Consider the following 22,057-nt stretch of genomic DNA (forward strand, 5'->3'; position numbering starts at 1 on the left):
ATCTAAAAATGGCGATTTCAGCACTAGACGACAAAAAAGCGATGCAAATTAACGCACTGGATATGCGAGGCATTTCACCGATTGCCGATTATTTTATCATTTGCCACGGAAATTCTGAAAAGCAAGTGCAAGCGATTGCCCATGAATTGAAAAAAGTGTCCCAAGAAGCAGGGCTTGATATTAAACGATTAGAAGGATACGACGTAGCCCGTTGGGTGCTGATTGACATAGGCGATGTTGTTATCCATATTTTTCATAAAGACGAACGTCTCTATTACAACCTTGAGAAGTTGTGGGGGGACGCTGCTCAAGTCGACTTACAAGAGGTGCTGAACGAATGCTAAAGCCGGGAATTACAGCGGACTTGGCTGTTGTACGGGAAGCCTCATTTGGTTATTTCTTAAGTGACGGGCATACCGATATCCTCCTCCATCAAAACGAGGCGACAAAGCCTCTCGAATTGGAAGAAAAAGTGCGTGTGTTTCTTTATCATGACCATCAAAATCGTCTCTCGGCAACGATGCACGAACCAATTATTAAAAACGATGAAATGGACTGGCTAAAGGTTGTCAGTGTACGCCCAGGGCATGGCGTTTTTGTCGATAATGGAATTTCAAGAGACTTATTTGTGTCGATGGATGAATTGCCTTCTGATCGGCGTGAGTGGCCGGCGGTAGGGGATCGGTTGTTTTGTTCATTGACTTGGGATAAAAAAGGGCGCTTAATGGGCAAGTTAGTCAAAGGGTCGCCTGTCACTTCACAGGCAATTGCTGCAGATCGATCATGGCTAAATAAAGAAGTAGAAGGCGTCATTTACCACTTTCTTGACGAAGGGGCAGCGTTGCTTATTGAAAATGGCCCTGTTGGTTTCCTTCACCAAGATGAAGCTGCCGAAGTTCCGCGCCTTGGACAGACGATTCGTGGCCGTGTCCAATTTGTACGAGACGATGGGCGTGTGAATGTAACGCAACGGCTGCTTCGCACAGAACAACAAAAAGAAGATGCTGATCGCATTCTCGCTTTTTTGGCAGAACGAAAAGGCGGAATGCCTTATACGGATAAATCGCCTCCTGAAGACATTAAAGCCCGTTTCGGCATGAGCAAGGCGTCATTTAAGCGGGCGCTTGGCAAACTGATCAAAGACGGCAAAGTCGAACAGCGTGACGGTTTTACGTATCGGGTGGAAAAGGAATGAGCTATAGCCATTTATCTTTCTGGTACGATGCATTCATGAGTCATGTGGATTACACAAAATGGGCCACTTATTTTGAACGCACATGCAACATGTACGGCGTTCAGGTTAACCGAGTGCTAGATCTAGGCTGCGGTACAGGTGAATGGCTGTTAGAGATGCATAAACGTGGTTTGACGGCAGTAGGGGTTGACCTTTCAGAACAAATGCTTGCGGTAGCGCAGGCGAAATTGCAGGAAGCAGGTTACCAACCTCTGTTATATCAAGGCGATATGAGCGACTTGCCGCCAGTTGGTTCATTTGATGTCGTGACGATTTTTTGCGATTCATTAAACTACTTACAAGACGAGGCAAGTGTGACACGCACTCTTGCCTCTTGTTTTAACCTGTTAAATAAGGGGGGACTGCTTCTCTTTGATGTCCATTCTCCTACACGCATGGAAGCCTTCCCTGGAGAAGTGCACGCTCATGCAGATGAAGAAGTTTCGTACATTTGGCATAGTTTTGCAGGGGAAGTTCCCTTAAGTGTTGTGCACGAACTGACTTTTTTTGTCCGGCAGCAAGATGGACGGTATGAACGGCTGGAAGAAGCGCATTTTGAGCGGACGTATACAGTAGAAACGTATAAAGAAATGCTGAAACAAGCAGGGTTTGCCGATCTAAATGTGACCGCCGACTTTACAAATGAACCACCGACAAGCAAGAGTGAACGGCTGTTTTTCTCTTGTCGAAAAGTCTAAGCAGGAAAAAGGCGAAATAGCACGAAAAAAGCAGGAGGGAAAGCCAAACCTCCTGCTTTTTACTTTGGTTCGTATAAAACTTCCGCTAATAGCTTTTCTTTTTCAGCTGCGTATTTTTCATGCGTGCGTTTGAAAAGAGAACAAAAGCCATCCCCTAATTCATCGTCTAAAACAGCAAGGCCTTCTCCAGTGATTCCGCCAGGGACGCAGACCCGTTTTTGCAATGCGGGAAGCGTGTAATGGCCACTCTCCAATAATTTTCCTAAGCCAATGATCATTGAAGTTGTCAACTCGGTCGCTTCTTCTTGTGAGATCGACGTTTCGCTTACTGCTCCATCGATAAATCGTTGCGCAAGGAAGGAAAAAAACGCAGGTCCGCAACTAACAATGTCGGACGCAACACGAGTAATCTCCTCTTCAATTTGCAAAGGTTCTGAAACCGCCGACACGAAACGCAATAAATTCGCTTGGTCTTCCTGCGTACATTTGTTCCCAAACGTCACTAATGTTGAACCAGACAAGGTACGGTTTAAAATGCTGGGGATAATACGGCATGTCTTGCAAGGCAAAGCTGCATCAAGGGACTCAACAGAAATCGGGCTGGTAATCGAAATGGCGATTTGATCAGCAACCATATGTGGCTGTAGAGTATGAAACAATGCGGGCATTTCTTTTGGCTTCACACAAAGGAACAGCCATTCGCATGTAGATGCAATCTCCTTAAGAGAAGGAGACACCGTAATCCCTGGATACGTTGCCTTAAGCACAGCGGCTTTTTCAGGGGAGCGGTTAATGATGGAAATATTCGACTGTTTCAGCGCTCCGGCATCAATAAAAGATTCAATTAATAAACTTCCCATACTTCCTGTGCCGATAAAACCGACCCTCATATTCTCACACTCCTCGATAGCTGCTCTTTCATGAACGTATGCCAACCTGCCTGTTCATCATTCCAAAAAGGAGGAATTTATGAAGACGTTCCCGATAAAAAAGTATGCGCTGTATGGCGGCGGAGTCGTTATTTGTGCCCTCATTGTGATCGTTTTGGTGTTTGTCGACTTTCGAGGGGATAGTGGCACTGTCAGTGAAATCCCGCCATGGTTGGAGGAAAGCGAGGAAGCAGAACTTGAGGAGGAAGCAGAGGATGGCGTTCTTGTCGTCGACGTAAAAGGAATGGTAGCTTCGCCAGGCGTTTACGAGTTGGAGGTGGGCAGCCGTTTATTTGAAGCGATTGAAAAAGCAGGTGGTTTTACAGACAGCGCCAATCGAGAGGCGGTCAATTTAGCTTTACGTCTTGAAGATGAAATGGTCGTGTATGTGCCAAAAGAAGGAGAGGAGGAAGAAGGGGCAGGGCCGGTTCTTGCTGTTGAAATGAATGAGACAGATCATGAAGTCACCATTAATATAAACGAAGCCACTGAATCAGATTTGCTAACATTACAAGGAATTGGCCCGTCAAAAGCGGCGGCGATTATTGGTTACAGGGAAGAAAACGGCGCGTTTGCCACAGTTGAAGAGCTGATGAATGTGAGCGGGATTGGCGAAAAAACGTTTGAAGCACTTGAACCATTTATTCGGGTGAAGTAAAGATTGACTTATGTTGGCGATGGCTTCTACAATTTAAGCGAAAGGAGAAAAGCAATGGAACGTATTTCATGGGATCAATATTTTTTAGCGCAAAGCAAATTGCTTTCGCTGCGAAGCACATGCCCACGCTTAAAGGTAGGCGCAACAATTGTGAGAGACAAGCGCATTATTGCTGGTGGCTACAACGGCTCTGTTTCCGGGTCGGACCATTGCCTCGACAAAGGTTGTTATGTAGTCGACAACCATTGTATCCGTACCGTTCATGCAGAAGTAAATGCGTTGCTGCAATGTGCCAAATTTGGTGTGCCAACCGCTGGCGCGGAAGTTTATATTACGCATTTTCCTTGCATCCATTGTACCAAATCGTTGATCCAAGCTGGTATTGCCCGCGTCTATTATGCAAAGGACTATAAAAACCATCCTTATGCAGAAGAGCTGTTCAGCGAAGCGGGCATTCCATGCATAGAAGTGGAACTAGATGAAGCGGCTATAGACCAACAGTTCCATGAAAAGCTCGCCTTAACAACAGCGCTTTTGCAGGAAATCGAACGGTTAGGGGCAAGTGAAGAAGAATTGGACGCCTATGTAAAGCGAACAAAGAGCTTGTATTTTTCAGCAAGCAATGATGAGCCAGAAGAGAAATGAATCGCCTGTGCATCAGTTTGCTCACAGCGAGCGCAGCAGTTGTGTTCGTTTTAAGCAGCCATGTTGGCGTTGCCAGTGCTTTGCTTATAAGTGCAATGGCCCTCGTGCCATCAGCTTGGCGGAGTGGCCGGCTAGCAGCAGTGGCGGCATTTGTACTGCCGTTGCTTCTGTTTGCTAGTGTGGCGACCTTGCACAATAAAAGCAACGTCAGCATACTTTCAGGTGAAGAAACAGCATTTATCGTAGAGCTGAAAGAAGCACCTCGCCTTGACGGAAATCACTTCCGGGCTGTCGTTGAGACAACCGCTGGCGAGCGATTACAAATAGCAAGCCGTTTGCAAGCAGAAAGCGAACAACGTTTAGGGCAATTATTGCCAGGAGATCATTGCCGTGTAAAAGGCAAGCTGAGCCAGCCAGAACCTTCACGCAACCGCTATGCATTTGACTATAGCCGCTTTTTATATGAGCAACGAATCCACTGGCTGTTGGAGGCAGAGCCTGCGTCCTTTGCATGCAAACGCCCGGACAGGCTTTCGTTATTGACGCATTTGCAGGCCTTTCGAGCGCAATTGCTTCACGAGGCGGTTGCTGCTTTTCCAGAAGAAGCAGGAGGTATTGTGATAGCGCTTACCCTTGGAGAGCGTTTCTATGTAGAAGAAGATGTGATTAAAGCTTACTCAACACTAGGCATTATCCACTTGCTGGCGATCTCTGGCTTGCATGTTGGCTTGGTAACTGGAGCGGCTTTCTTTATCTGTATCCGCATCGGCTTGACGCGTGAGCGTGCCGCGCTATTCATGCTAATTCTCCTGCCTATTTTTGTGATTCTCGCAGGGGCAGCGCCTCCAGTAGTACGTGCGTCCTCCATGGCATTTGTGTTTTTTCTGTTTGCCTTACGCAAATGGCGAGTCCACCCCTTATTCGGTTTTGCTACGATCTATTTCCTCTATCTGTTGTTCGACCCTTACAAATTGTTCCAGGTTGGTTTTCAACTTTCGTTTCTTGTATCGTTCGCCCTGATTTTCTCGGCTAAAACAATTCAAACCGCAAATGGTGGGTATTTGCGGCAGATGTTTATGGTTACCACAATCGCCCAGTTTGCCGGGCTGCCGCTTATCTTTTTCCATTTCTACGAATGGTCACCTCTAAGCCTTCTCCTAAACCTTGTTTATATTCCACTTGTTTCTTTTGTCGTTCTTCCCTTAAGTTTTCTCTCTTTGTTTTCTTTTGCATGGTTTCCTGAACAAGCGAATCTATTTCTTGTATGGCTCGAATCGCTTTTGACGTTTGTTCATCCTGCTCTCCTTGAGCTAAGCGAATCTACTTTTCAGCTTGTGCTTGGGAAACCTCCGATATGGCTTGTAGTTGCGATGTATGGCACCCTTGCTTTTGTTTTTGTCCATTGGCAGGAACAAAAATGGCCATTGCGGATCGCCTTTCTGCCTTTTGTTGCATGTTTGATCGTTGGAGCTGGCGCGCCTTACGTTCAGTCAAAAGCAGTTGTGACCATGATTGATGTCGGCCAAGGCGATAGTTTTTTGATTGAGCTCCCTTACAGAAAAGGGGTTTATATGATCGACACGGGGGGAGCGGTAACTTATGGAGAGGAAGAAGACTGGCAACAACGGAAAAACACGTTTGACCCAGGTAGGGATGTGATTGCTCCATTTTTAAAAGCGAAAGGCATCGGCAAAATTGATATGCTTGTTTTAACGCATGGCGATTACGACCATATTGGCGGAGCAACTGGATTGCTGAATGAAATCAATGTCGAACAGGTTATTTATCCGAAAGGGCCAGTTGAAAAGGAGACTGAAATCGAGCTCCTTGAAAACATTGAAGCATCGCCAACCAATCTCCACTTTACGACGGCAAATGAGGTGCTTGCTGAGAAGGTGTATGTGTTGCATCCCCCAGAGGGAGATCGTTTTAAAGGAAATGACGGTTCTGTCGTGTTATTTGTTGAAATTGAAGGGATAACGTTTCTATTCACTGGAGATTTGGAAGAGACAGGAGAACAGAGGCTTATTCGCTCGTATCCCGACATGCAGGCAGATGTGCTAAAAGTTGGCCATCATGGCAGTTTATCGTCTACGACAGAACCGTTTATTAGCCAAGTGGCACCGCGCTATGCATTCATCTCGGCAGGTGCACAAAACCGATTTGGCCACCCTCACCCTGAAGTGGTTGAGCGGCTAGAAAAAGCGAATATCATCGTGTGGCGAACGGACGTACATGGAATGGTTGAACTTACGCTTAGGAACGGAGAAGTGGAGGCGGTGGAGACGATGCTAAAACCGTAAACATAAAAAAAGGCAGAAAATAAATCTGCCCCAGACTGTAGACAAACGCTCGCACCCTTCATTGTTCGCCTCGGCTGACAAGCGTTTTCTATCAGTCTGAATCGATACATTAGTAATAGCTTGCCACGTCGACAATATTGGCGATAAGGAAGATGATCGTGAAAAAAGCAAATGAAGCAATAAAGCCGATACCAGAAGGGACGATGTCATTTGCTTTATCCTGAACGTCCTGTTCAAATTTGTTCATAAGGCACCTCCTTGTCTACGTCTAGTATACGCGATTCGCCTAAAAATGAAAAGGCTGTCTGAAAGCGTCTATAAAAAGCACCCTTTCCTTTTTACATGCATACAATGCCATAGACGATAGGGTTGCCCGCATGCTTCAGAATACCTAGGGTTCTTAGCGGCATGCGTTCATTATAGATCAAATAGCAAAGAGGGAGGCGGATTGCCTGCCTCTTGCTTCATGGGCAATCAAGGCCATGAACTGCCCGTCACTTATCACCTTTGCAGGTCGCTTGAAGTGGGGGCTTCTTGGGTAATCGCCCCTTTTGGTAGCTGGCGAAATGGACCAAGCGAACCCTCTTATTCCAAGAGTTTATTGATTCATTAGGCAGTGGCTAATAAGCGAATCCCTTCTTTTTTGATATTTAGTGCAGAATTGTCATCTCGATCAAGGCTTACGCCACAAACACATTGATACGTTCGTTCGGATAAGGCCATTTCTTTTATGGAACCACAGTGCGAACACGTCTTTGTGGATGGAAACCATTTATCGATTTTGGTCAGTTGTTTCCCTTGTTCGTTTCGTTTGTACTGTAAGAAAGAACTGAACATTCCCCACCCATTATCAGCGACACTTTTACCAAACTTCAGTGCTTGTGCCATTCCTTTCATATCTAAATCTTCAATCACAACCGCATCAAAGTTAGCTGCTAATTCCTTTGATTAATGGTGAAGAAAGTACTTCCGTTGATTAGCGACTTTTTCATGTATATTGGCTACTCGAATCCGTTGTTTGTGCCAATTCGAAGAACCTTTTTTCTTAGGGGATAGTTTGCGTTGTTCTTTTGCTAATCGATCCAGCATTTGTCTGTAAAACTTAGGGTAATGGGCTATCTTCCCTTCTATCGACAAATAACCCGTTCATCGCAAAATCTAATACAACCACTTTTTTCATTTCCTTACTCTTAATTTCCTTCTCATACTCTGTAACAATCGGTATATAATATTTTCCCGATGAAGGCAGCGAAATCGTGCACGATTTGAGTTTGTATTCTGAAGGGATTCCTCGATGTTGTCTGATTTTGACCCTTTTTACTTTAGGTCATTTGATATGAACATCTAACAATTGAATATTCCCATTGACGACATTCGTTGTGTAGCTTTGTTTATGTCGCTTGCTTTTGAATGTTGGGAACTTGGTCTTCCCTTTGAAGAATGCTTTGTAAGCTTTAAGTTGTGCGTTCGCTAACGCTAATGTACTTCTTTCAACCACTCATACTCTTTTTTGTATTTGGCAGGAGTAGGGCGCTTCCCCTTTTTTTAAAAGCTTCTTTATTATCTCTCAATAACTCATAAGTTTCTTTACGGGCAGCTAACATCTTGTTATAGACAAAGCGAACACATCCGAACGTTTTACGTATAAGCAGAGCCTGGTCACCAGTTGGATACAATCTGAACATATATGCTTTATTTCGTTTGGCCATATCAAATCCCCTCCTTTAACCGAATGTACATTCCTATCATATGAAAAGCTTTTCGGTTATCACCCCACCGATATTATCTCCCCTTACCGCCCTGCTACGCCCTTCACACGCTTGAAGAGGGAGACTTCTTTCGGAAATATGTTAAAATAAAAAAGAACAGATCAGGACTATAGGGGATAGGTTGGATATGAGCATCATTACGGAAATGAAGCAATTGTCGAGTGAGACAATGGCGCCGGTATACTTTTTGTATGGAACGGAACGCTACTTAATCGAGCAATTTTTACAAAAAGCAAGTGAAGCATTATTTGCAGGAGAAGAAGGCGAAATGAATGATATTCGCTTTCGCTTACAAGATACGCCGCTAGGGGAAGTCGTGGAGGAAGCGGAGACTGTTCCGTTTTTCTCAAGGCGAAAGCTTGTTGTGATCCAGGACTTTTATTTGGCAACTAGCCAGAAAGTAGTGACAAAACTGGAGCATGACATTCCCGCGTTGGAAGCCTATCTCGACTCGCCTGCACAAGAAACCGTACTTGTTGTTGTCGCACCGTATGAAAAATTGGATGAACGCAAGAAAATTACAAAAAAATTAAAGAAACAAACGAGCGCCATCGATGTGAATCCATTAGATGAAAAGGAGACATTTGCGTGGATGGAGGCGATAGCCAAGCAGGAAGGCGTTGCTATTAATCAAGACGCAAAGCAATTGCTGTTTAAGCGTACAGGCCCCAACTTGATGTTGTTGCACCGGGAATTGGAGAAGTGTATGCTGTATTGCGAAGATGGGGCTCCGGTAACAGCAAGCATCGTTGACCAACTCGTGGCTGAGACGGTTGAACAAAGTGTATTTACTGTCATAGACTACACGGCGAAAGGCCGTGCAGGTGACGCGGTGCGGCTTTACCACCAGCTGTTGCGGCAAAAAGAAGAGCCGCTAGCCATACTGGCATTGTTGACGCGGCAATTTCGGCAATTTTTCCAGGTGAAAACGAGGCTAGCTAAAGGGTACACGCAAAAAGAGATGGCGTCACAGCTTAAGTTGCATCCTTATGTAGTAAAGCTCGCCATGCAGCAAGTCAAAGCGTTTACGACCAAGCAATTAAGACAAGCCCTTATCGTTTGCGAAGAAACCGACTATGCCATTAAGACAGGGCAGGCAGACAAAGAGCTGGCCGTCGAGCTGTTGCTGCTTCGATTAGCGAACCCATAAAAAAAAGCCTTAGACGCTAGTCTCAGGCTTTTTTGTTTTTGGCATAAAAAAGATCACGGGGCAATGCCCGAGATCTAGCAAGTCTTATTAAGCAGACAATCCGTTCAATTTTTTCGCTAGGCGCGACTTTTGACGAGATGCAGCGTTTTTATGGATAAGACCTTTTGTAGCGGCTTTATCAAGCTTTTTCGTTGCTTCAACAAACGCAGCTTGCGCTTTTTCTACATCCCCATTTGCTGCAGCAGTTTCAAAATGTTTCACTGCTGTGCGGAGCGCTGATTTTTGCGCTGCATTTTGCGCGCGGCGTTTTTCGTTTGTTTTAACACGTTTAATCGCAGATTTAATATTTGGCATTTATTTCACCTCCAACTTAAATGGCTTATTCCACTTATAGCCATCATTAAGCGCTAGTACAACAATCTGCATTTTATCAAAACTAGAAGCCCATTGCAATACAAACGAGGGAAACAGCTTGCAAAAGGAGCGAATGTTTTTTCGTGCATGAGAGACAATACAAGTAGTCCACTGATAAAAAGGAGGCGGTTTTGGATGCCTGATTTAAATATGGAACCATTTCAAATTAGAACGGATTTAGCACTTGAAGCGCACGAAATGGCGGTTGAAGAACAACGTGAAAAAGCGGGTGAAGAAAGTTCAAGTGCCGTAACAGACGTAGTTGTAAAAGAGGAAACGGTGGAAGGCGTTAAAATCACGACTGTAGAAATAGGGGAAGAAGGAGCGAAACGGTTAAATAAACGTGCTGGTCATTACTTGACGTTTGAAGCGCAAGGAATAAGGAAAAAAGATACGGCCCTCCAAGATAACATCGAACGCATTTTTGCAAAAGAGTTTGCTGCTTTTTTACGCAATAAAGGAATTAAAGACTCAGACACTTGTTTAGTTGTCGGATTGGGCAATTGGAATGTGACACCTGATGCTCTAGGGCCGCTAGCGGTGGAAGAATTACTTGTTACTAGGCATTTGTTTCAATTGGCTCCCGAAGAAATAGAGGAGGGCTACCGACCAGTAAGTGCATTGACACCAGGCGTGATGGGGACAACTGGTATTGAAACAAGCGACATTGTTTTTGGTGTTATTGAGAAAACAAAACCGGACTTTGTCGTTGTTATTGACGCTCTTGCTTCTCGTTCCATTGAACGGGTAAATACGACCATTCAAGTTGCGGATACAGGCATCCATCCAGGGAGTGGCGTCGGCAACAATCGCAAAGCAATGAACGAAGAAACACTAGGCATACCCGTTATTGCCATCGGCATTCCTACGGTCGTTGATGCTGTAACAATTACGTCAGATGCGATTGATTATGTGATGAAACATTTGGGCAAAGAAATGCGTGAAGGCAACAAGCCGTCAAAAAGGTTAGCGCCAGCTGGGATGATGTTTGGCGAGAAGCGGCAATTATCGGATGAAGATTTGCCCGATGAAAAGGGCAGACAAGCGATTATGGGGATGGTCGGAGGGCTCGAAGGCACTGAAAAGCGGCAATTGATCCAAGAAGTGCTCGCTCCCCTTGGCCATAACTTAATGGTAACACCAAAAGAAATAGACGTCTTTATTGAAGACATGGCCCATGTTGTAGCTGGCGGGCTAAACGCAGCTTTGCATGGCCAAGTCGATCAAAAAAACGTCGGTGCTTATACCCATTAATGAAAGAAAGCAGGCGAGCACGCCTGCTTTCTTTTCTGTTCTATGGCATCTCCTCGATACATAAGATGGAAGGACAAGCACAACAAGGGGAGGTCGTCAAATATGAAACAAGGCCAACCACATTCGCGCTTTATGCGTATTGCAGCTAGCTTGGTCATTACGTTGATGGCGGTCTTTCTTTGCACGAGTGTATTGGTGTCATCAGGGCCAAGCAAAACATTCTCTTCCCGTGCGCTGGCAAATTGGACAACCACGTTAAGCGGGGCACATTTCCTAAAGTTGATGGGCACGGAAAACCGCGTTTTTACTGAAGCGTTGCCAGATGAAGATAGTGGTTCGTTTTCGTTGGGCTCGTTGTTTTTTGCCATTACGACAAGCATCAACCCAGATGATCCAAGAAGCCTACTTGGGCGTGAGCTTCCTGGTTTTTCATTGTTTGACACGACCATTCATATCGCCGGCGAAGGCACTGATTATACAAATTTGCCTGTTGAATCATCTCCACCTGACGATTTGCTCGCCAGCGAACAGAAAGCAAAACAAGAGGCGCTTGATCGCAAAAAAGCAGAAGAGGAAGCAGCGAAGAAAAAAGAAACGGAGCAAGCAAACAAAGCCGATGAAAACAAAGTTGTTGATGTGTACATTGGCACAACGCACACGTATGAATCATTCTTTCCTGAATTGGAGATTGATGATACAGAAAACGCCAATAAAGCGACGCACAAGGAGATCAATATGACAATGGTAGCGGATCACTTAAAGCAAGCGTTGGAACAACATGGCATTTACGCACAAGTAGAGGAGCGTGATGTCCAGGCGACGTTAGTTGAACGGGGATTAGGATATGAGGCTTCCTATGACGTCTCCCGTGAATTTATTAAGTCAGCCAAAGCTGAAAACGAAGACTTAATGTATTTCTTTGACCTGCACAGGGATTCAATCCGTAGAGATAAAACAACGGTGACCATAAATGGCGAAACATTTGCGCGTCCATTCTTTGTAGTTGGCCAAAACTACGCTGATTTTGAATCGAATTTGCAAATTGCCAATGAGCTTCATAAAAAGCTAGAAGAAGCATATCCGTCATTAAGCCGAGGCGTCTTTAAGAAAAGTGGAGCCAGTACAAATGGGCGGTTTAACCAAGATTTGTTCGCCAATTCGATTTTGCTCGAAGTCGGGGGAGTCGACAACTCACTTGAAGAAGCGTACCGTTCAATCGATGCGTTTGCTGAAGTGTTCGCTGATTACTACTATAACGAGAAAGAAGGGGAGAGCGAATGAAGCGCTTGGGGAAATTCGGGGTGTTGCTTACTGTGTGTATGCTGTTTGGCATGATGCTCGGAGTCCAGCTTATGAGCGAACACGCCGGCTTAAGCGAAACCAAACCACTTGAGCTGAACAAGGAAGAGCCTGTTAAGGAGATGCCTGCCCCTACTCCTACACCTGCAGTGGCAGACACAGAATTTACTGGCGCGACAAATTTTTTTTCTGAATTAGGATTAACGCTTGCAAGCGGAGCAGAGTCTGCGGCGAGAAGCGGTTTGGAGGGGCTGATGACAGCGGTGCGCAATGGGATCAATAAAGAAAGCGAACGCCATGACGAATCCGCTGAAAGCTCTTATTGAAGCGCCGCCATTGGCTTGCTATAATAAGGGGCAGTGTACATGTACGCATTTTAGGGGTGAGTCAAGAAAAATGAACAACGATCAACGACTTGAGCGGCAATCGAGAATCCGGAATTTCTCGATTATCGCCCATATTGACCACGGGAAATCAACATTGGCAGACCGCATCCTTGAAAGGACTGGGGCATTGACTGACCGTGAAATGAAAGAGCAAGCGCTTGATGCAATGGACTTGGAACGCGAGCGTGGCATAACGATTAAGCTGAACGCAGTCCAATTGAAATACAAAGCTAAAGACGGCAACGAGTATATTTTTCATTTAATTGATACGCCAGGACATGTCGATTTTACTTATGAAGTGTCCCGCAGCCTCGCTGCTTGTGAAGGGGCGCTTCTTATCGTTGATAGCGCCCAAGGAATTGAAGCGCAAACGCTCGCCAACGTTTACTTGGCATTAGACAATGACTTGGAAATTTTGCCTGTTATTAATAAAATTGACTTGCCAAGTGCAGAGCCAGAACGTGTAAAAAAAGAAGTGGAAGATGTCATTGGGCTTGACGCTTCAGATGCTGTACTGGCTTCTGCCAAAAATGGCATTGGCATTGAAGATATTTTGGAACAGGTCGTTGAGAAAGTGCCTGCCCCTGCTGGCGATCCAACGGCACCGCTTAAAGCGTTAATATTTGACTCGCTCTATGATCCATACCGTGGCGTCATTGCTTATATTCGCATCGTTGAGGGCACCGTACGCCCAGGCGAAAAAATTAGGATGATGCAAACCGGGAAAGAATTTGAAGTAAATGAAGTTGGCGTATTCACGCCAAAAGCAGTTAAATGCGAAGAATTAACCGTAGGTGATGTAGGCTTCTTGACGGCAGCGATCAAAAATGTCAGCGACTCTCGTGTCGGCGACACGATTACAAGCGCCGTTAATCCAGCATCAGAGGCGTTGCCTGGCTATCGTCGGATGAATCCAATGGTCTATTGTGGCCTTTATCCGATCGATACAAATGATTACAACGATTTACGCGAAGCGTTAGAACGCCTCGAGCTGAATGATGCCTCTCTCCAGTATGAACCAGAAACATCACAAGCACTTGGCTTTGGTTTCCGCTGCGGCTTTTTAGGGTTGCTTCACATGGAAATCATTCAGGAGCGAATTGAACGGGAATTCGGGATTTCCTTGATTACCACAGCGCCATCGGTTATTTACGATGTGACGCTTACGGACGGCAATACGATCCAGATTGACAACCCAACAAATATGCCTGACCCCCAAAAAATGGACCATGTCGAAGAACCGTATGTCAAATCGACTGTGATGGTGCCTAATGACTACGTTGGTGCGGTCATGGAGCTTTGCCAAAGCAAGCGCGGCATTTTTGGGGACATGCAGTATTTGGATGAAAACCGCGTGCAAATCATTTATGAGATCCCTCTGTCGGAAATTGTCTACGATTTCTTTGATCAGTTGAAATCAAATACGAAAGGGTATGCATCTTTTGATTATGAACTGATCGGCTATAGGCAATCAAAATTAGTAAAAATGGACATTTTATTGAACGGCGAGAAAGTTGACGCTCTGTCGGTCATTGTCCATCGCGATTCCGCTTATGAACGGGGAAAAGTGATTGTCGAAAAACTAAAAGAGTTGATTCCGCGCCAGCAATTTGAAGTGCCTGTCCAAGCAAGTATTGGCACAAAAATTATTGCTCGTTCGACGATCAAAGCAATCCGCAAAAATGTGTTAGCTAAATGTTATGGCGGCGACATTTCCCGTAAACGTAAGCTTCTTGAGAAACAAAAAGAAGGCAAGAAGCGAATGAAAGCTGTTGGAAACGTCGAAATTCCACAGGAAGCCTTTATGGCTGTACTGCGCATGGATGACAAGTAAGGTAATACTTGTACATGATGCCCTTTAGGATTGCCCGCTTCCTGCCATAAAAGAGCCGACCTCTAAATGAAAATACGTAGAGGCCACCTTCTGCATTAAGGAGGTCGGCTTTTTTCTGTCAAATCAATTCCTTTTGCTGAACAAGCCACAAATTTGTTGGGGCTGCTACGCCTCCTCCAAGGGTAGGCTTGAGGAAAGGACACTTAAATGAGCAAGGAGGAGAGACGCGTGGGCCATTCGCTCTATGTGCATATTCCATTTTGTGAACATATCTGTCATTATTGTGATTTTAATAAAGTATTTATCGAAAACCAGCCTGTGGATACCTACATCGACGCTTTAATTGAAGAAATGAGACGAGCCCGTGCCCGTCTGGGAGATGGCCTAGTTAAAACCATTTATGTCGGCGGCGGAACGCCGACAGCGTTAACGGCCACACAACTAGAACGGCTGTTTTCGGCGATAGAGCGCCTCTACGATTTAAGCGAACTCGAAGAATGGACGGTTGAAGTGAACCCGGACAGCGCCGACGAGGACAAGCTCGAAGTCATGAAACGTTACGGTGTCAACCGCTTAAGCATAGGCGCACAAACATTTAATCAAAAGCTGTTAGCCGATATTGGGCGAACCCATTCGCCCGAAGGGGTCGAGGAGGCGGTTCGCCAGGCGCGCTCACTAGGGTTTACCAATCTTTCTATTGATTTAATGCTTGGCTTGCCAAACCAATCAGTTGCCGACTTTGCACGCTCAGTCGATCGCGCCTTGTCCCTAGACGTAGAGCATATTTCCGCTTATGCATTAAAAATTGAAAAACAAACTGTCTTTTATAACCGTTACAAAAAAGGGCAGCTCCACTTACCTCCTGAAGACGATGATGTAGCGATGTATGCGCTGCTTAAGGAAAAAACGGCGGCTGCTGGGCTGAACCAGTATGAAATTAGCAATTTCGGCAAACCTGGCTATGAGAGCAAACATAATCTTGTCTATTGGCGCAATGAACCATACGCTGGTTTTGGCGCCGGTGCTTCTGGCTATGAAAATCAAGTGCGCTACCAAAATATCAATCCAGTTGCGAAATACATTGATGCTGTGTGGGATACAGGGGAGCCGCGGTTGCGAACCCATGTCGTCACTCGGGCTGAGTGTTTAGAAGAGGCTGTTTTTTTAGGGCTCCGCATTCGCAGCGGTGTAAACAAAGCTGATTTTTTAGCCCGTTATGGGATAGAAGTGGAGTCGCTGTTTGCCAAAGAAATCGCAGAGGGAAAACGAAAAGGGCTTGTAGAAGAAACCGACCACGTCATTCGTCTGACAGAGAATGGGTTGTTGCTTGGGAATGAAGCATTTGCATTGTTTGTGGCAGTTTTAGAAGACAGCGAGCTGCAAGACGGTCATTGAGCGTTTTTTCATTGACAAATGGAGACCTGTTTGATAGTGTATCAATAGTATTAGCACTCGTTGCATTTGAGTGCTAACAGGAGGTGCTGGGATGTTAACGGAAAGACAACTGTTGGTGTTACATGCGATCGTTGACGACTATGTTCGCTCTGCTGAGCCAGTTGGTTCGCGCAGCATCTCGAAACGAGAGGATATCCCTTACAGTCCAGCAACGATTCGGAACGAAATGGCTGATCTTGAAGAACTGGGATTTTTGGAAAAACCCCACAGTTCAGCTGGCCGTGTCCCCTCTCAACAAGGGTACCGGTACTATGTCGACCATTTATTGTCGCCGCACCGTTTGACTGTAGCTGAGCGAGCTGGCCTTTCCAGGCTGACAACAGCCAGGCTCCAGGCAATGGAAGAGGTGTTCCAAGAATCGGCGCGGATTTTGTCAGAAATGACTAGCTATGTGTCGATTGTACTTGGCCCAGAATCGATAAATGAACGTTTGCGCCATATACAAATCATCCCGATGAGCAACCAAAAGGCCGTCGTTATCCTTGTAAGCGAAAACGGGCATGTCGAAAACCGGCTTGTCCAAGTGGATGAAAATGTCACGCCTTCCGATTTAGAGCGGACGGTCAATTTGTTAAATGAACGCCTTGTTGGCACGCCGTTGTCTTCATTGCAACGGAAGTTGAATACAGAACTTGCCCAACTCTTCAAAGCGCATATTAATAACTACGAACATATTCTCCGTATGCTTCAGCAGTCAATGGTTCCCGCTTCAGGAGAGAAACTATTCTTTTCAGGGAAAACCAATTTAATGGAACAGCCTGAATTTCAAGATGTTGAGAAAATGAGGCTTCTCTATAAAGCACTTGAAGAGGAAAATTTATTGCAAAAATGGCTGCGCGCGCAACAAACAGACGGGCTTCATGTTTCGATTGGCCAAGAAAACGAACTGGAAGCGTTCGAGTCTTGCAGTGTCATTACAGCGTCTTATGCCATTGACGGCCGACATGTCGGGACGCTAGGCGTGATTGGCCCGACAAGAATGGAATATAAGCGGATGATTAAAGTGGTTGACTCCTTGTCGAAAGATCTGACAAAACGGTTAACCGGTTTTGAACGTTAGTAATTCGTATACGCAGCAGTCATCTGCTGCTATACATAGAAGGCGTGGGCAAATGAGTAAAGCCCGCAAGCTATAGACGATGAGTTTACAGGAGGTGAACAAACGTGGCAGAAGAGAAGAACGAGGAACTGCAAACAGAACAAACAAAAGTAGAAGACGGCCACGGCGATTCCGCTGAGCAAGAAGAGACTGAAATCAATTGCGGAACTGAAGTTGAAGAACAAGAAGAGCCAGAGGTTCACCCTCTTGAAATAGAGCTAAATGAATTAAAAGACCGTCTCGCTCGCGTTCGTGCTGATTATGAAAATTTTCGCCGTCGCACAAAAGAGGAGAAAGAGGCGCAAGCAAAATACCGCGCCCAAGGCTTTATTGAAAAATTGCTCCCTGCACTTGATAACTTCGAACGCGCTTTGTTGGTCGAACCTAAACATGAAGAAGCAAAGCAATTGCTCCAAGGAATGGAAATGGTATACCGCCAAGTAGAAGAAGCATTAAAACAAGAAGGGGTAGAACCGATTCCTACAGAAGGTGAGTTGTTCGACCCACATCTCCACCAAGCGGTGATGCAAGTGTCAGAGGAAGGCTATGAGCCGAACCAAATTGTGGAGGAACTGCAAAAAGGGTACAAACTAAAAGATCGAGTGATTCGTCACTCAATGGTGAAAGTAAATCAATAGGACTTGGAGGAACGACGCATGAGTAAAATTATTGGTATTGACTTAGGGACAACAAACTCTTGTGTGGCCGTAATGGAGGGCGGCGAAGCCACGGTTATCCCAAACCCAGAAGGCAACCGGACAACGCCTTCTGTAGTCGCTTTTAAAGACGGAGAGCGTCTCGTTGGGGAAGTGGCAAAGCGCCAAGCGATCACTAACCCAAATACGGTCATTTCCATTAAACGCCATATGGGTACTGATTACAAAGTAGACATTGAAGGGAAAAGTTACTCCCCTCAAGAAATGTCAGCGATTATTTTGCAAAAGTTAAAAGCCGATGCAGAAGCATATCTTGGCGAGAAAGTCACCAAAGCGGTCATTACCGTTCCAGCTTATTTCAATGACTCTCAACGCCAAGCGACAAAAGACGCAGGCAAAATTGCTGGTCTTGAAGTGGACCGTATCGTCAATGAGCCGACAGCTGCTGCTCTTGCATATGGCCTTGAAAAAGAAGACGACCAAACAATCTTGGTTTATGACCTTGGCGGTGGTACATTCGACGTTTCCATCCTTGAGCTAGGCGATGGCTTCTTCGAAGTAAAAGCCACTTCAGGCGACAATAAACTAGGCGGCGATGATTTTGATGAAGTGATCATGAATCATCTTGTAGCAGAGTTTAAAAAAGAAAATGGCATCGACTTGTCGCAAGATAAAATGGCGATGCAACGTCTGAAAGATGCTGCAGAGAAAGCGAAAAAAGACTTATCTGGCGTTACGCAAACGCAAATTTCGCTGCCATTTATTACTGCCGATGCAACAGGTCCTAAGCACCTAGAGTTAACATTGACTCGTGCGAAATTCGATGAGTTGTCTGCTGACCTCGTAGAACGGACGCTTGGCCCAACACGCCGTGCTCTCTCCGATGCTGGTCTATCCGCATCGGACATCGACAAAGTCGTCCTTGTTGGTGGATCGACTCGTATTCCAGCTGTACAAGAGGCGATTAAAAAACTAACGGGGAAAGACCCTCATAAAGGCGTCAACCCTGACGAAGTAGTAGCGCTTGGGGCTGCGGTGCAAGCAGGTGTCTTGACTGGTGATGTAAAAGACGTTGTGCTTCTTGACGTAACACCATTGTCCCTTGGAATTGAGACGATGGGCGGCGTATTCACAAAACTAATCGAACGCAACACGACGATTCCTACGTCAAAATCGCAAGTGTTTTCAACAGCTGCTGACAATCAGCCTTCCGTTGATATTCACGTACTTCAAGGGGAACGGGAAATGGCTGCCGACAACAAAACACTTGGCCGTTTCCAATTAACAGACATCCCGCCAGCGCCACGGGGAGTGCCACAAATTGAAGTGACATTTGATATTGACGCTAACGGCATTGTCAATGTTAAGGCGAAAGATCTTGGCACTAACAAAGAACAATCGATTACAATTACGTCTTCTTCAGGCCTATCAGAAGAAGAAATTGAAAAAATGGTGCACGAAGCCGAAGCGAACGCTGAAGCGGACAAAAAGCGGCGCGAACAAGTAGAACTGCGTAACGAAGCAGACCAGCTTGTCTTTTCAACTGAAAAAACGCTTAAAGATTTAGGCGACAATGTTGATCAATCTGAAAAAGACAAAGCAGAAGCAGCGAAAGACAAGTTGAAAAAAGCACTTGAAGCAGACAACACAGACGACATTAAAGCTGCCAAGGACGAACTTCAGGAAATCGTCACCGCTTTGACGACAAAATTGTATGAGCAAGCAGCGCAAGCGGCACAAGCTCAACAAGACAGCGGCAATGAAAGTGCAGACAAGCAAGACGACAACGTTGTTGACGCAGACTACGAAGAAGTAAACGACGACGACAAAAAATAAGCTTGCTTAATGGAAGAAAGTCAAAGTCAGTAGTGGCTTTGGCTTTTTTCTCTGAAAAAAGCGGCGGTTTTCGACAAAGTCGATAACCGCCCTCAGACTGATAGAAAACGCTTGTCAGACGAGAAGTGCAGGCGAGGGAAGATGCGAATAGAACGGGGGTTCATGAGCATATGACCGAGACAAACGACGACGTATGCGAGCGTTTGTCTACAGGCTGAGCTTTTTTCTCTGGAAAAAGCGTTGAGATTGCAACCGCGCTTTATATGGTGGTATGATGAACGTTATGTGAGAAAACGTGAAGCGATAGACAGCTTCAGTCGGGAGGGAAACTGCACGTGAGCAAACGAGATTACTATGAAGTGCTTGGCGTAGACCGGAATGCTTCAGTAGAAGAAGTAAAAAAAGCTTATCGAAAACTAGCGCGAAAATATCACCCTGATGTCAATAAGGAAGAGGACGCTGAGGCGAAATTTAAGGAAGTAAAAGAAGCCTATGATACATTGAGCGATCCCCAAAAGAAAGCCCGTTATGACCAGTTTGGCCATGCTGATCCAAACCAAGGGTTTGGAGGAGCCGGCGCAAGTGGCGATTTTGGTGGTTTTAGCGACATTTTTGATATGTTTTTTGGCGGCGGAGGTGGGCGCCGCAATCCAAATGCACCGCGCCAAGGGGATGACCTTCAATATACGATGACATTGGAGTTTAAAGAAGCGGTATTTGGCAAGGAAACCGAAATTGAAATTCCGCGTGAAGAAACATGCGGTACGTGCCATGGATCAGGGGCCAAACCAGGTACAAAGCCAGATACTTGTTCCCATTGTGGTGGGTCAGGTCAACTGAATGTTGAACAAAACACGCCATTTGGCCGTGTTGTTAATCGCCGTGTTTGTAACTATTGTGAAGGAACTGGGAAAATCATTAAGCAAAAATGTTCTACATGCAGCGGCAATGGCAAAGTGCGGAAACGCAAAAAAATCAATATCAAAGTGCCAGCAGGGATTGATAATGGGCAACAACTTCGCGTAGCTGGACAAGGTGAAGCTGGTGCAAACGGGGGCCCTCCAGGCGACCTTTACGTTGTCTTCCAAGTGAAGCCACATGAATTTTTTGAACGTGATGGAGAAGACATTTATTGTGAAGTACCGCTCACATTTCCGCAAGTTGCCTTAGGTGATGAAATTGAAGTGCCAACTCTGACTGGGAAAGTTAAATTAAAAATTCCAGCAGGCACGCAAACAGGCACTAGTTTCCGCCTGAGAGGAAAAGGAGTGCCGAATGTCCATGGGCGCGGCCAAGGCGATCAGCATGTGCAAGTCCGTGTCGTAACGCCGAAAAATTTAACTGAAAATGAAAAAGAATTGATGCGTGAATTTGCCGGTATGAGCGGCGGAAGGCCAGAGGAGCAAAATGACGGATTTTTTGACAAACTGCGCCGTGCGTTCAAAGGCGATTGAGATCAAGCGAGGTGGCCGAACAAATGAAGTGGGCTGAATTTCGCGTCCATACGACGCAGGAAGCGGTGGAGCCTGTATCAAATATTCTCCATGAATTAGGTGCCGCAGGCGTAGCGATTGAGGATCCCCAGGACCTTGTGACAGAGTGGAGTGTAAAGTATGGGGAAGTGTATGAGCTCTCCCCTGAGGATTACCCAGATGAAGGTGTGATGGTTAAAGCCTATTTTCCAATGGGCGCCACTTTTAAGGAAACGATTGCTGAAGTAAGAAGGCGCGTCCATAATCTCGTTTCCTTTCAAATTGACATTGGCCACGGGACAATGGATTATACAGAAGTAAAAGAAGAAGACTGGGCAACGGCATGGAAGAGCTTTTACCACCCCGTTCAAGTAACGGAGCAAGTCACCATTGTGCCGACATGGGAAAAGTATAGCGCCCGTCCAGGGGAAATCGTTATCGAATTAGATCCAGGGATGGCGTTTGGCACTGGAACACATCCAACAACGATTCTGTCGCTTCAAGCACTTGAGCATGCGGTCAAGCAAGGGGATGCGGTCATCGATGTTGGCACCGGTTCAGGTATACTTGCGATTGCTGCATGGAAATTCGGCGCCGAGGCAATTACAGCGTTGGACTTGGATGAGGTAGCTGTGAATAGCGCAAAGGCGAATGTGGCCCTAAACGGCGCTAGTGACTTTGTCGATGTGCAGCAAGGCAATCTTCTAGACGGTGTCGCTAGCGAGAGTGCCGATGTGCTCGTTAGCAACATTCTAGCAGAAGTCATTTTGCAGTTTACGACAGATGCTTACCGTATTGTCAAACGAGGCGGTCTCTTTTTAACTTCAGGAATCATTTCTAGCAAAAGAGAAGCTGTCGAAGGGGCGTTAAAGGCAGTAGGTTTTGCGATTCAGGAAGTGAACGAATTGGACGACTGGGTAGCAATTGTTGCGCAAAAACCCAGCCAAGCGTAGGCAGGTGCAAAGG

General features: G+C 45.8%; 20 protein-coding genes and 1 pseudogene. 17 read left to right on the top strand and 4 right to left on the bottom strand.

All coding sequences use genetic code 11. The features are described from left to right. The first annotated feature begins 8 nt into the window (after positions 1 to 8). From rsfS to N6H06_RS07935, 3 genes are read left to right on the top strand one after another with little or no spacing between them, the layout of a single operon-like run. Complete coding sequence (gene rsfS / locus N6H06_RS07925) at positions 9 to 344, top strand: ribosome silencing factor (protein WP_213028901.1); 336 nt, start codon at positions 9 to 11, stop codon at positions 342 to 344. After that, positions 338 to 1,195, top strand: a complete 858-nt coding sequence (locus N6H06_RS07930; protein ID WP_212953311.1) for a CvfB family protein — start codon at positions 338 to 340, stop codon at positions 1,193 to 1,195. Before rsfS ends, N6H06_RS07930 begins: the two co-directional genes overlap by 7 nt. Then, positions 1,192 to 1,932, top strand: a complete 741-nt coding sequence (locus N6H06_RS07935) for a class I SAM-dependent methyltransferase (RefSeq protein ID WP_212953314.1) — start codon at positions 1,192 to 1,194, stop codon at positions 1,930 to 1,932. The genes N6H06_RS07930 and N6H06_RS07935 overlap by 4 nt, the downstream gene beginning before the upstream one ends. Before the next feature lie 59 nt (positions 1,933 to 1,991). Here the strand turns inward: N6H06_RS07935 and comER are convergent, their stop codons facing one another. Next, positions 1,992 to 2,840 carry a late competence protein ComER gene (comER, locus tag N6H06_RS07940; protein WP_263706347.1) on the bottom strand — a complete coding sequence of 283 codons (849 nt, stop codon included), beginning with the start codon at positions 2,838 to 2,840 and terminating at the stop codon, positions 1,992 to 1,994. 61 nt (positions 2,841 to 2,901) lie between these two features. On the opposite strand from comER, the gene N6H06_RS07945 reads away from it, so the two are divergent. The 3 genes from N6H06_RS07945 to N6H06_RS07955 are packed head-to-tail and all read left to right on the top strand — an operon-like array spanning position 2,902 to position 6,467. Then, a complete protein-coding gene (locus N6H06_RS07945) occupies positions 2,902 to 3,519 on the top strand; it encodes a helix-hairpin-helix domain-containing protein (RefSeq protein ID WP_062747368.1) in 618 nt (205 codons plus the stop codon). A 54-nt stretch (positions 3,520 to 3,573) separates the two neighbouring features. Then, positions 3,574 to 4,164 carry a ComE operon protein 2 gene (locus N6H06_RS07950; protein ID WP_062747366.1) on the top strand — a complete coding sequence of 197 codons (591 nt, stop codon included), beginning with the start codon at positions 3,574 to 3,576 and terminating at the stop codon, positions 4,162 to 4,164. After that, complete coding sequence (locus N6H06_RS07955) at positions 4,161 to 6,467, top strand: DNA internalization-related competence protein ComEC/Rec2 (RefSeq protein ID WP_263706014.1); 2,307 nt, start codon at positions 4,161 to 4,163, stop codon at positions 6,465 to 6,467. Before N6H06_RS07950 ends, N6H06_RS07955 begins: the two co-directional genes overlap by 4 nt. 109 nt (positions 6,468 to 6,576) lie before the next feature. On the opposite strand, the gene N6H06_RS07960 is transcribed toward N6H06_RS07955, so the two are convergent. Then, entirely contained in the window at positions 6,577 to 6,714 is a 138-nt protein-coding gene (locus tag N6H06_RS07960; RefSeq protein ID WP_011246493.1) for a YqzM family protein, read from the bottom strand. A gap of 362 nt (positions 6,715 to 7,076) precedes the next feature. Then, a pseudogene (locus N6H06_RS07965) lies at positions 7,077 to 8,176 on the bottom strand (RNA-guided endonuclease TnpB family protein). Between the two features lie 187 nt (positions 8,177 to 8,363). Here N6H06_RS07965 and holA point away from each other — a divergent pair. Then, positions 8,364 to 9,386 (top strand): DNA polymerase III subunit delta, encoded by a 1,023-nt coding sequence (gene holA / locus N6H06_RS07970; protein WP_212953326.1) that lies wholly within the window; start codon positions 8,364 to 8,366, stop codon positions 9,384 to 9,386. An 87-nt stretch (positions 9,387 to 9,473) separates the two neighbouring features. On the opposite strand, the gene rpsT is transcribed toward holA, so the two are convergent. Beyond that, positions 9,474 to 9,740, bottom strand: a complete 267-nt coding sequence (gene rpsT, locus N6H06_RS07975; protein ID WP_062747358.1) for a 30S ribosomal protein S20 — start codon at positions 9,738 to 9,740, stop codon at positions 9,474 to 9,476. Positions 9,741 to 9,935: 195 nt separating this feature from the next. Here rpsT and gpr point away from each other — a divergent pair, with 195 nt between their 5' ends. The 10 genes from gpr to prmA all read left to right on the top strand — a co-directional run bounded on the left by gpr (position 9,936) and on the right by prmA (position 22,044). Then, complete coding sequence (gene gpr / locus N6H06_RS07980; RefSeq protein WP_062747356.1) at positions 9,936 to 11,054, top strand: GPR endopeptidase; 1,119 nt, start codon at positions 9,936 to 9,938, stop codon at positions 11,052 to 11,054. Between the two features lie 102 nt (positions 11,055 to 11,156). Continuing rightward, on the top strand, positions 11,157 to 12,335 hold the full coding sequence (locus N6H06_RS07985) for a stage II sporulation protein P (protein WP_062747354.1): 1,179 nt from the start codon (positions 11,157 to 11,159) through the stop codon (positions 12,333 to 12,335). After that, the gene (locus tag N6H06_RS07990; protein WP_212953332.1) at positions 12,332 to 12,679 is read left to right on the top strand and encodes a hypothetical protein; all 348 of its coding nucleotides are present in this window, start codon (positions 12,332 to 12,334) and stop codon (positions 12,677 to 12,679) included. The genes N6H06_RS07985 and N6H06_RS07990 overlap by 4 nt, the downstream gene beginning before the upstream one ends. A gap of 70 nt (positions 12,680 to 12,749) precedes the next feature. Beyond that, the gene (gene lepA, locus N6H06_RS07995) at positions 12,750 to 14,573 is read left to right on the top strand and encodes a translation elongation factor 4 (protein WP_062747351.1); all 1,824 of its coding nucleotides are present in this window, start codon (positions 12,750 to 12,752) and stop codon (positions 14,571 to 14,573) included. A gap of 228 nt (positions 14,574 to 14,801) precedes the next feature. After that, entirely contained in the window at positions 14,802 to 15,968 is a 1,167-nt protein-coding gene (gene hemW, locus N6H06_RS08000) for a radical SAM family heme chaperone HemW (RefSeq protein ID WP_082808283.1), read from the top strand. A 91-nt stretch (positions 15,969 to 16,059) separates the two neighbouring features. Then, on the top strand, positions 16,060 to 17,088 hold the full coding sequence (gene hrcA / locus N6H06_RS08005) for a heat-inducible transcriptional repressor HrcA (RefSeq protein WP_062747348.1): 1,029 nt from the start codon (positions 16,060 to 16,062) through the stop codon (positions 17,086 to 17,088). A 104-nt stretch (positions 17,089 to 17,192) separates the two neighbouring features. Continuing rightward, positions 17,193 to 17,765, top strand: coding sequence for a nucleotide exchange factor GrpE (gene grpE, locus N6H06_RS08010; protein WP_263706015.1), 573 nt, complete (start codon positions 17,193 to 17,195; stop codon positions 17,763 to 17,765). An 18-nt stretch (positions 17,766 to 17,783) separates the two neighbouring features. Further along, positions 17,784 to 19,619 carry a molecular chaperone DnaK gene (gene dnaK, locus N6H06_RS08015; protein ID WP_263706016.1) on the top strand — a complete coding sequence of 612 codons (1,836 nt, stop codon included), beginning with the start codon at positions 17,784 to 17,786 and terminating at the stop codon, positions 19,617 to 19,619. A 335-nt stretch (positions 19,620 to 19,954) separates the two neighbouring features. Beyond that, entirely contained in the window at positions 19,955 to 21,073 is a 1,119-nt protein-coding gene (dnaJ, locus tag N6H06_RS08020; RefSeq protein WP_062747343.1) for a molecular chaperone DnaJ, read from the top strand. 23 nt (positions 21,074 to 21,096) lie between these two features. After that, complete coding sequence (gene prmA / locus N6H06_RS08025; RefSeq protein WP_263706017.1) at positions 21,097 to 22,044, top strand: 50S ribosomal protein L11 methyltransferase; 948 nt, start codon at positions 21,097 to 21,099, stop codon at positions 22,042 to 22,044. Positions 22,045 to 22,057 lie beyond the last annotated feature (13 nt).

The organism is Shouchella tritolerans, assembly GCF_025770735.1.
GTDB lineage: Bacteria > Bacillota > Bacilli > Bacillales > Bacillaceae_D > Shouchella > Shouchella tritolerans.

Excerpts from the sequence above, each read along its gene's own strand:
- rsfS (WP_213028901.1), top strand. The coding sequence starts at position 9 with ATGGCGATTTCAGCACTAGACGACAAAAAAGCGATGCAAATTAACGCA.
- N6H06_RS07930 (WP_212953311.1), top strand. The coding sequence starts at position 338 with ATGCTAAAGCCGGGAATTACAGCGGACTTGGCTGTTGTACGGGAAGCC.
- N6H06_RS07935 (WP_212953314.1), top strand. The coding sequence starts at position 1,192 with ATGAGCTATAGCCATTTATCTTTCTGGTACGATGCATTCATGAGTCAT.
- N6H06_RS07945 (WP_062747368.1), top strand. The coding sequence starts at position 2,902 with ATGAAGACGTTCCCGATAAAAAAGTATGCGCTGTATGGCGGCGGAGTC.
- N6H06_RS07950 (WP_062747366.1), top strand. The coding sequence starts at position 3,574 with ATGGAACGTATTTCATGGGATCAATATTTTTTAGCGCAAAGCAAATTG.
- N6H06_RS07955 (WP_263706014.1), top strand. The coding sequence starts at position 4,161 with ATGAATCGCCTGTGCATCAGTTTGCTCACAGCGAGCGCAGCAGTTGTG.
- N6H06_RS07960 (WP_011246493.1), bottom strand. The coding sequence starts at position 6,714 with ATGAACAAATTTGAACAGGACGTTCAGGATAAAGCAAATGACATCGTC.
- holA (WP_212953326.1), top strand. The coding sequence starts at position 8,364 with ATGAGCATCATTACGGAAATGAAGCAATTGTCGAGTGAGACAATGGCG.
- rpsT (WP_062747358.1), bottom strand. The coding sequence starts at position 9,740 with ATGCCAAATATTAAATCTGCGATTAAACGTGTTAAAACAAACGAAAAA.
- gpr (WP_062747356.1), top strand. The coding sequence starts at position 9,936 with ATGCCTGATTTAAATATGGAACCATTTCAAATTAGAACGGATTTAGCA.
- N6H06_RS07985 (WP_062747354.1), top strand. The coding sequence starts at position 11,157 with ATGAAACAAGGCCAACCACATTCGCGCTTTATGCGTATTGCAGCTAGC.
- N6H06_RS07990 (WP_212953332.1), top strand. The coding sequence starts at position 12,332 with ATGAAGCGCTTGGGGAAATTCGGGGTGTTGCTTACTGTGTGTATGCTG.
- lepA (WP_062747351.1), top strand. The coding sequence starts at position 12,750 with ATGAACAACGATCAACGACTTGAGCGGCAATCGAGAATCCGGAATTTC.
- hrcA (WP_062747348.1), top strand. The coding sequence starts at position 16,060 with ATGTTAACGGAAAGACAACTGTTGGTGTTACATGCGATCGTTGACGAC.
- dnaK (WP_263706016.1), top strand. The coding sequence starts at position 17,784 with ATGAGTAAAATTATTGGTATTGACTTAGGGACAACAAACTCTTGTGTG.
- prmA (WP_263706017.1), top strand. The coding sequence starts at position 21,097 with ATGAAGTGGGCTGAATTTCGCGTCCATACGACGCAGGAAGCGGTGGAG.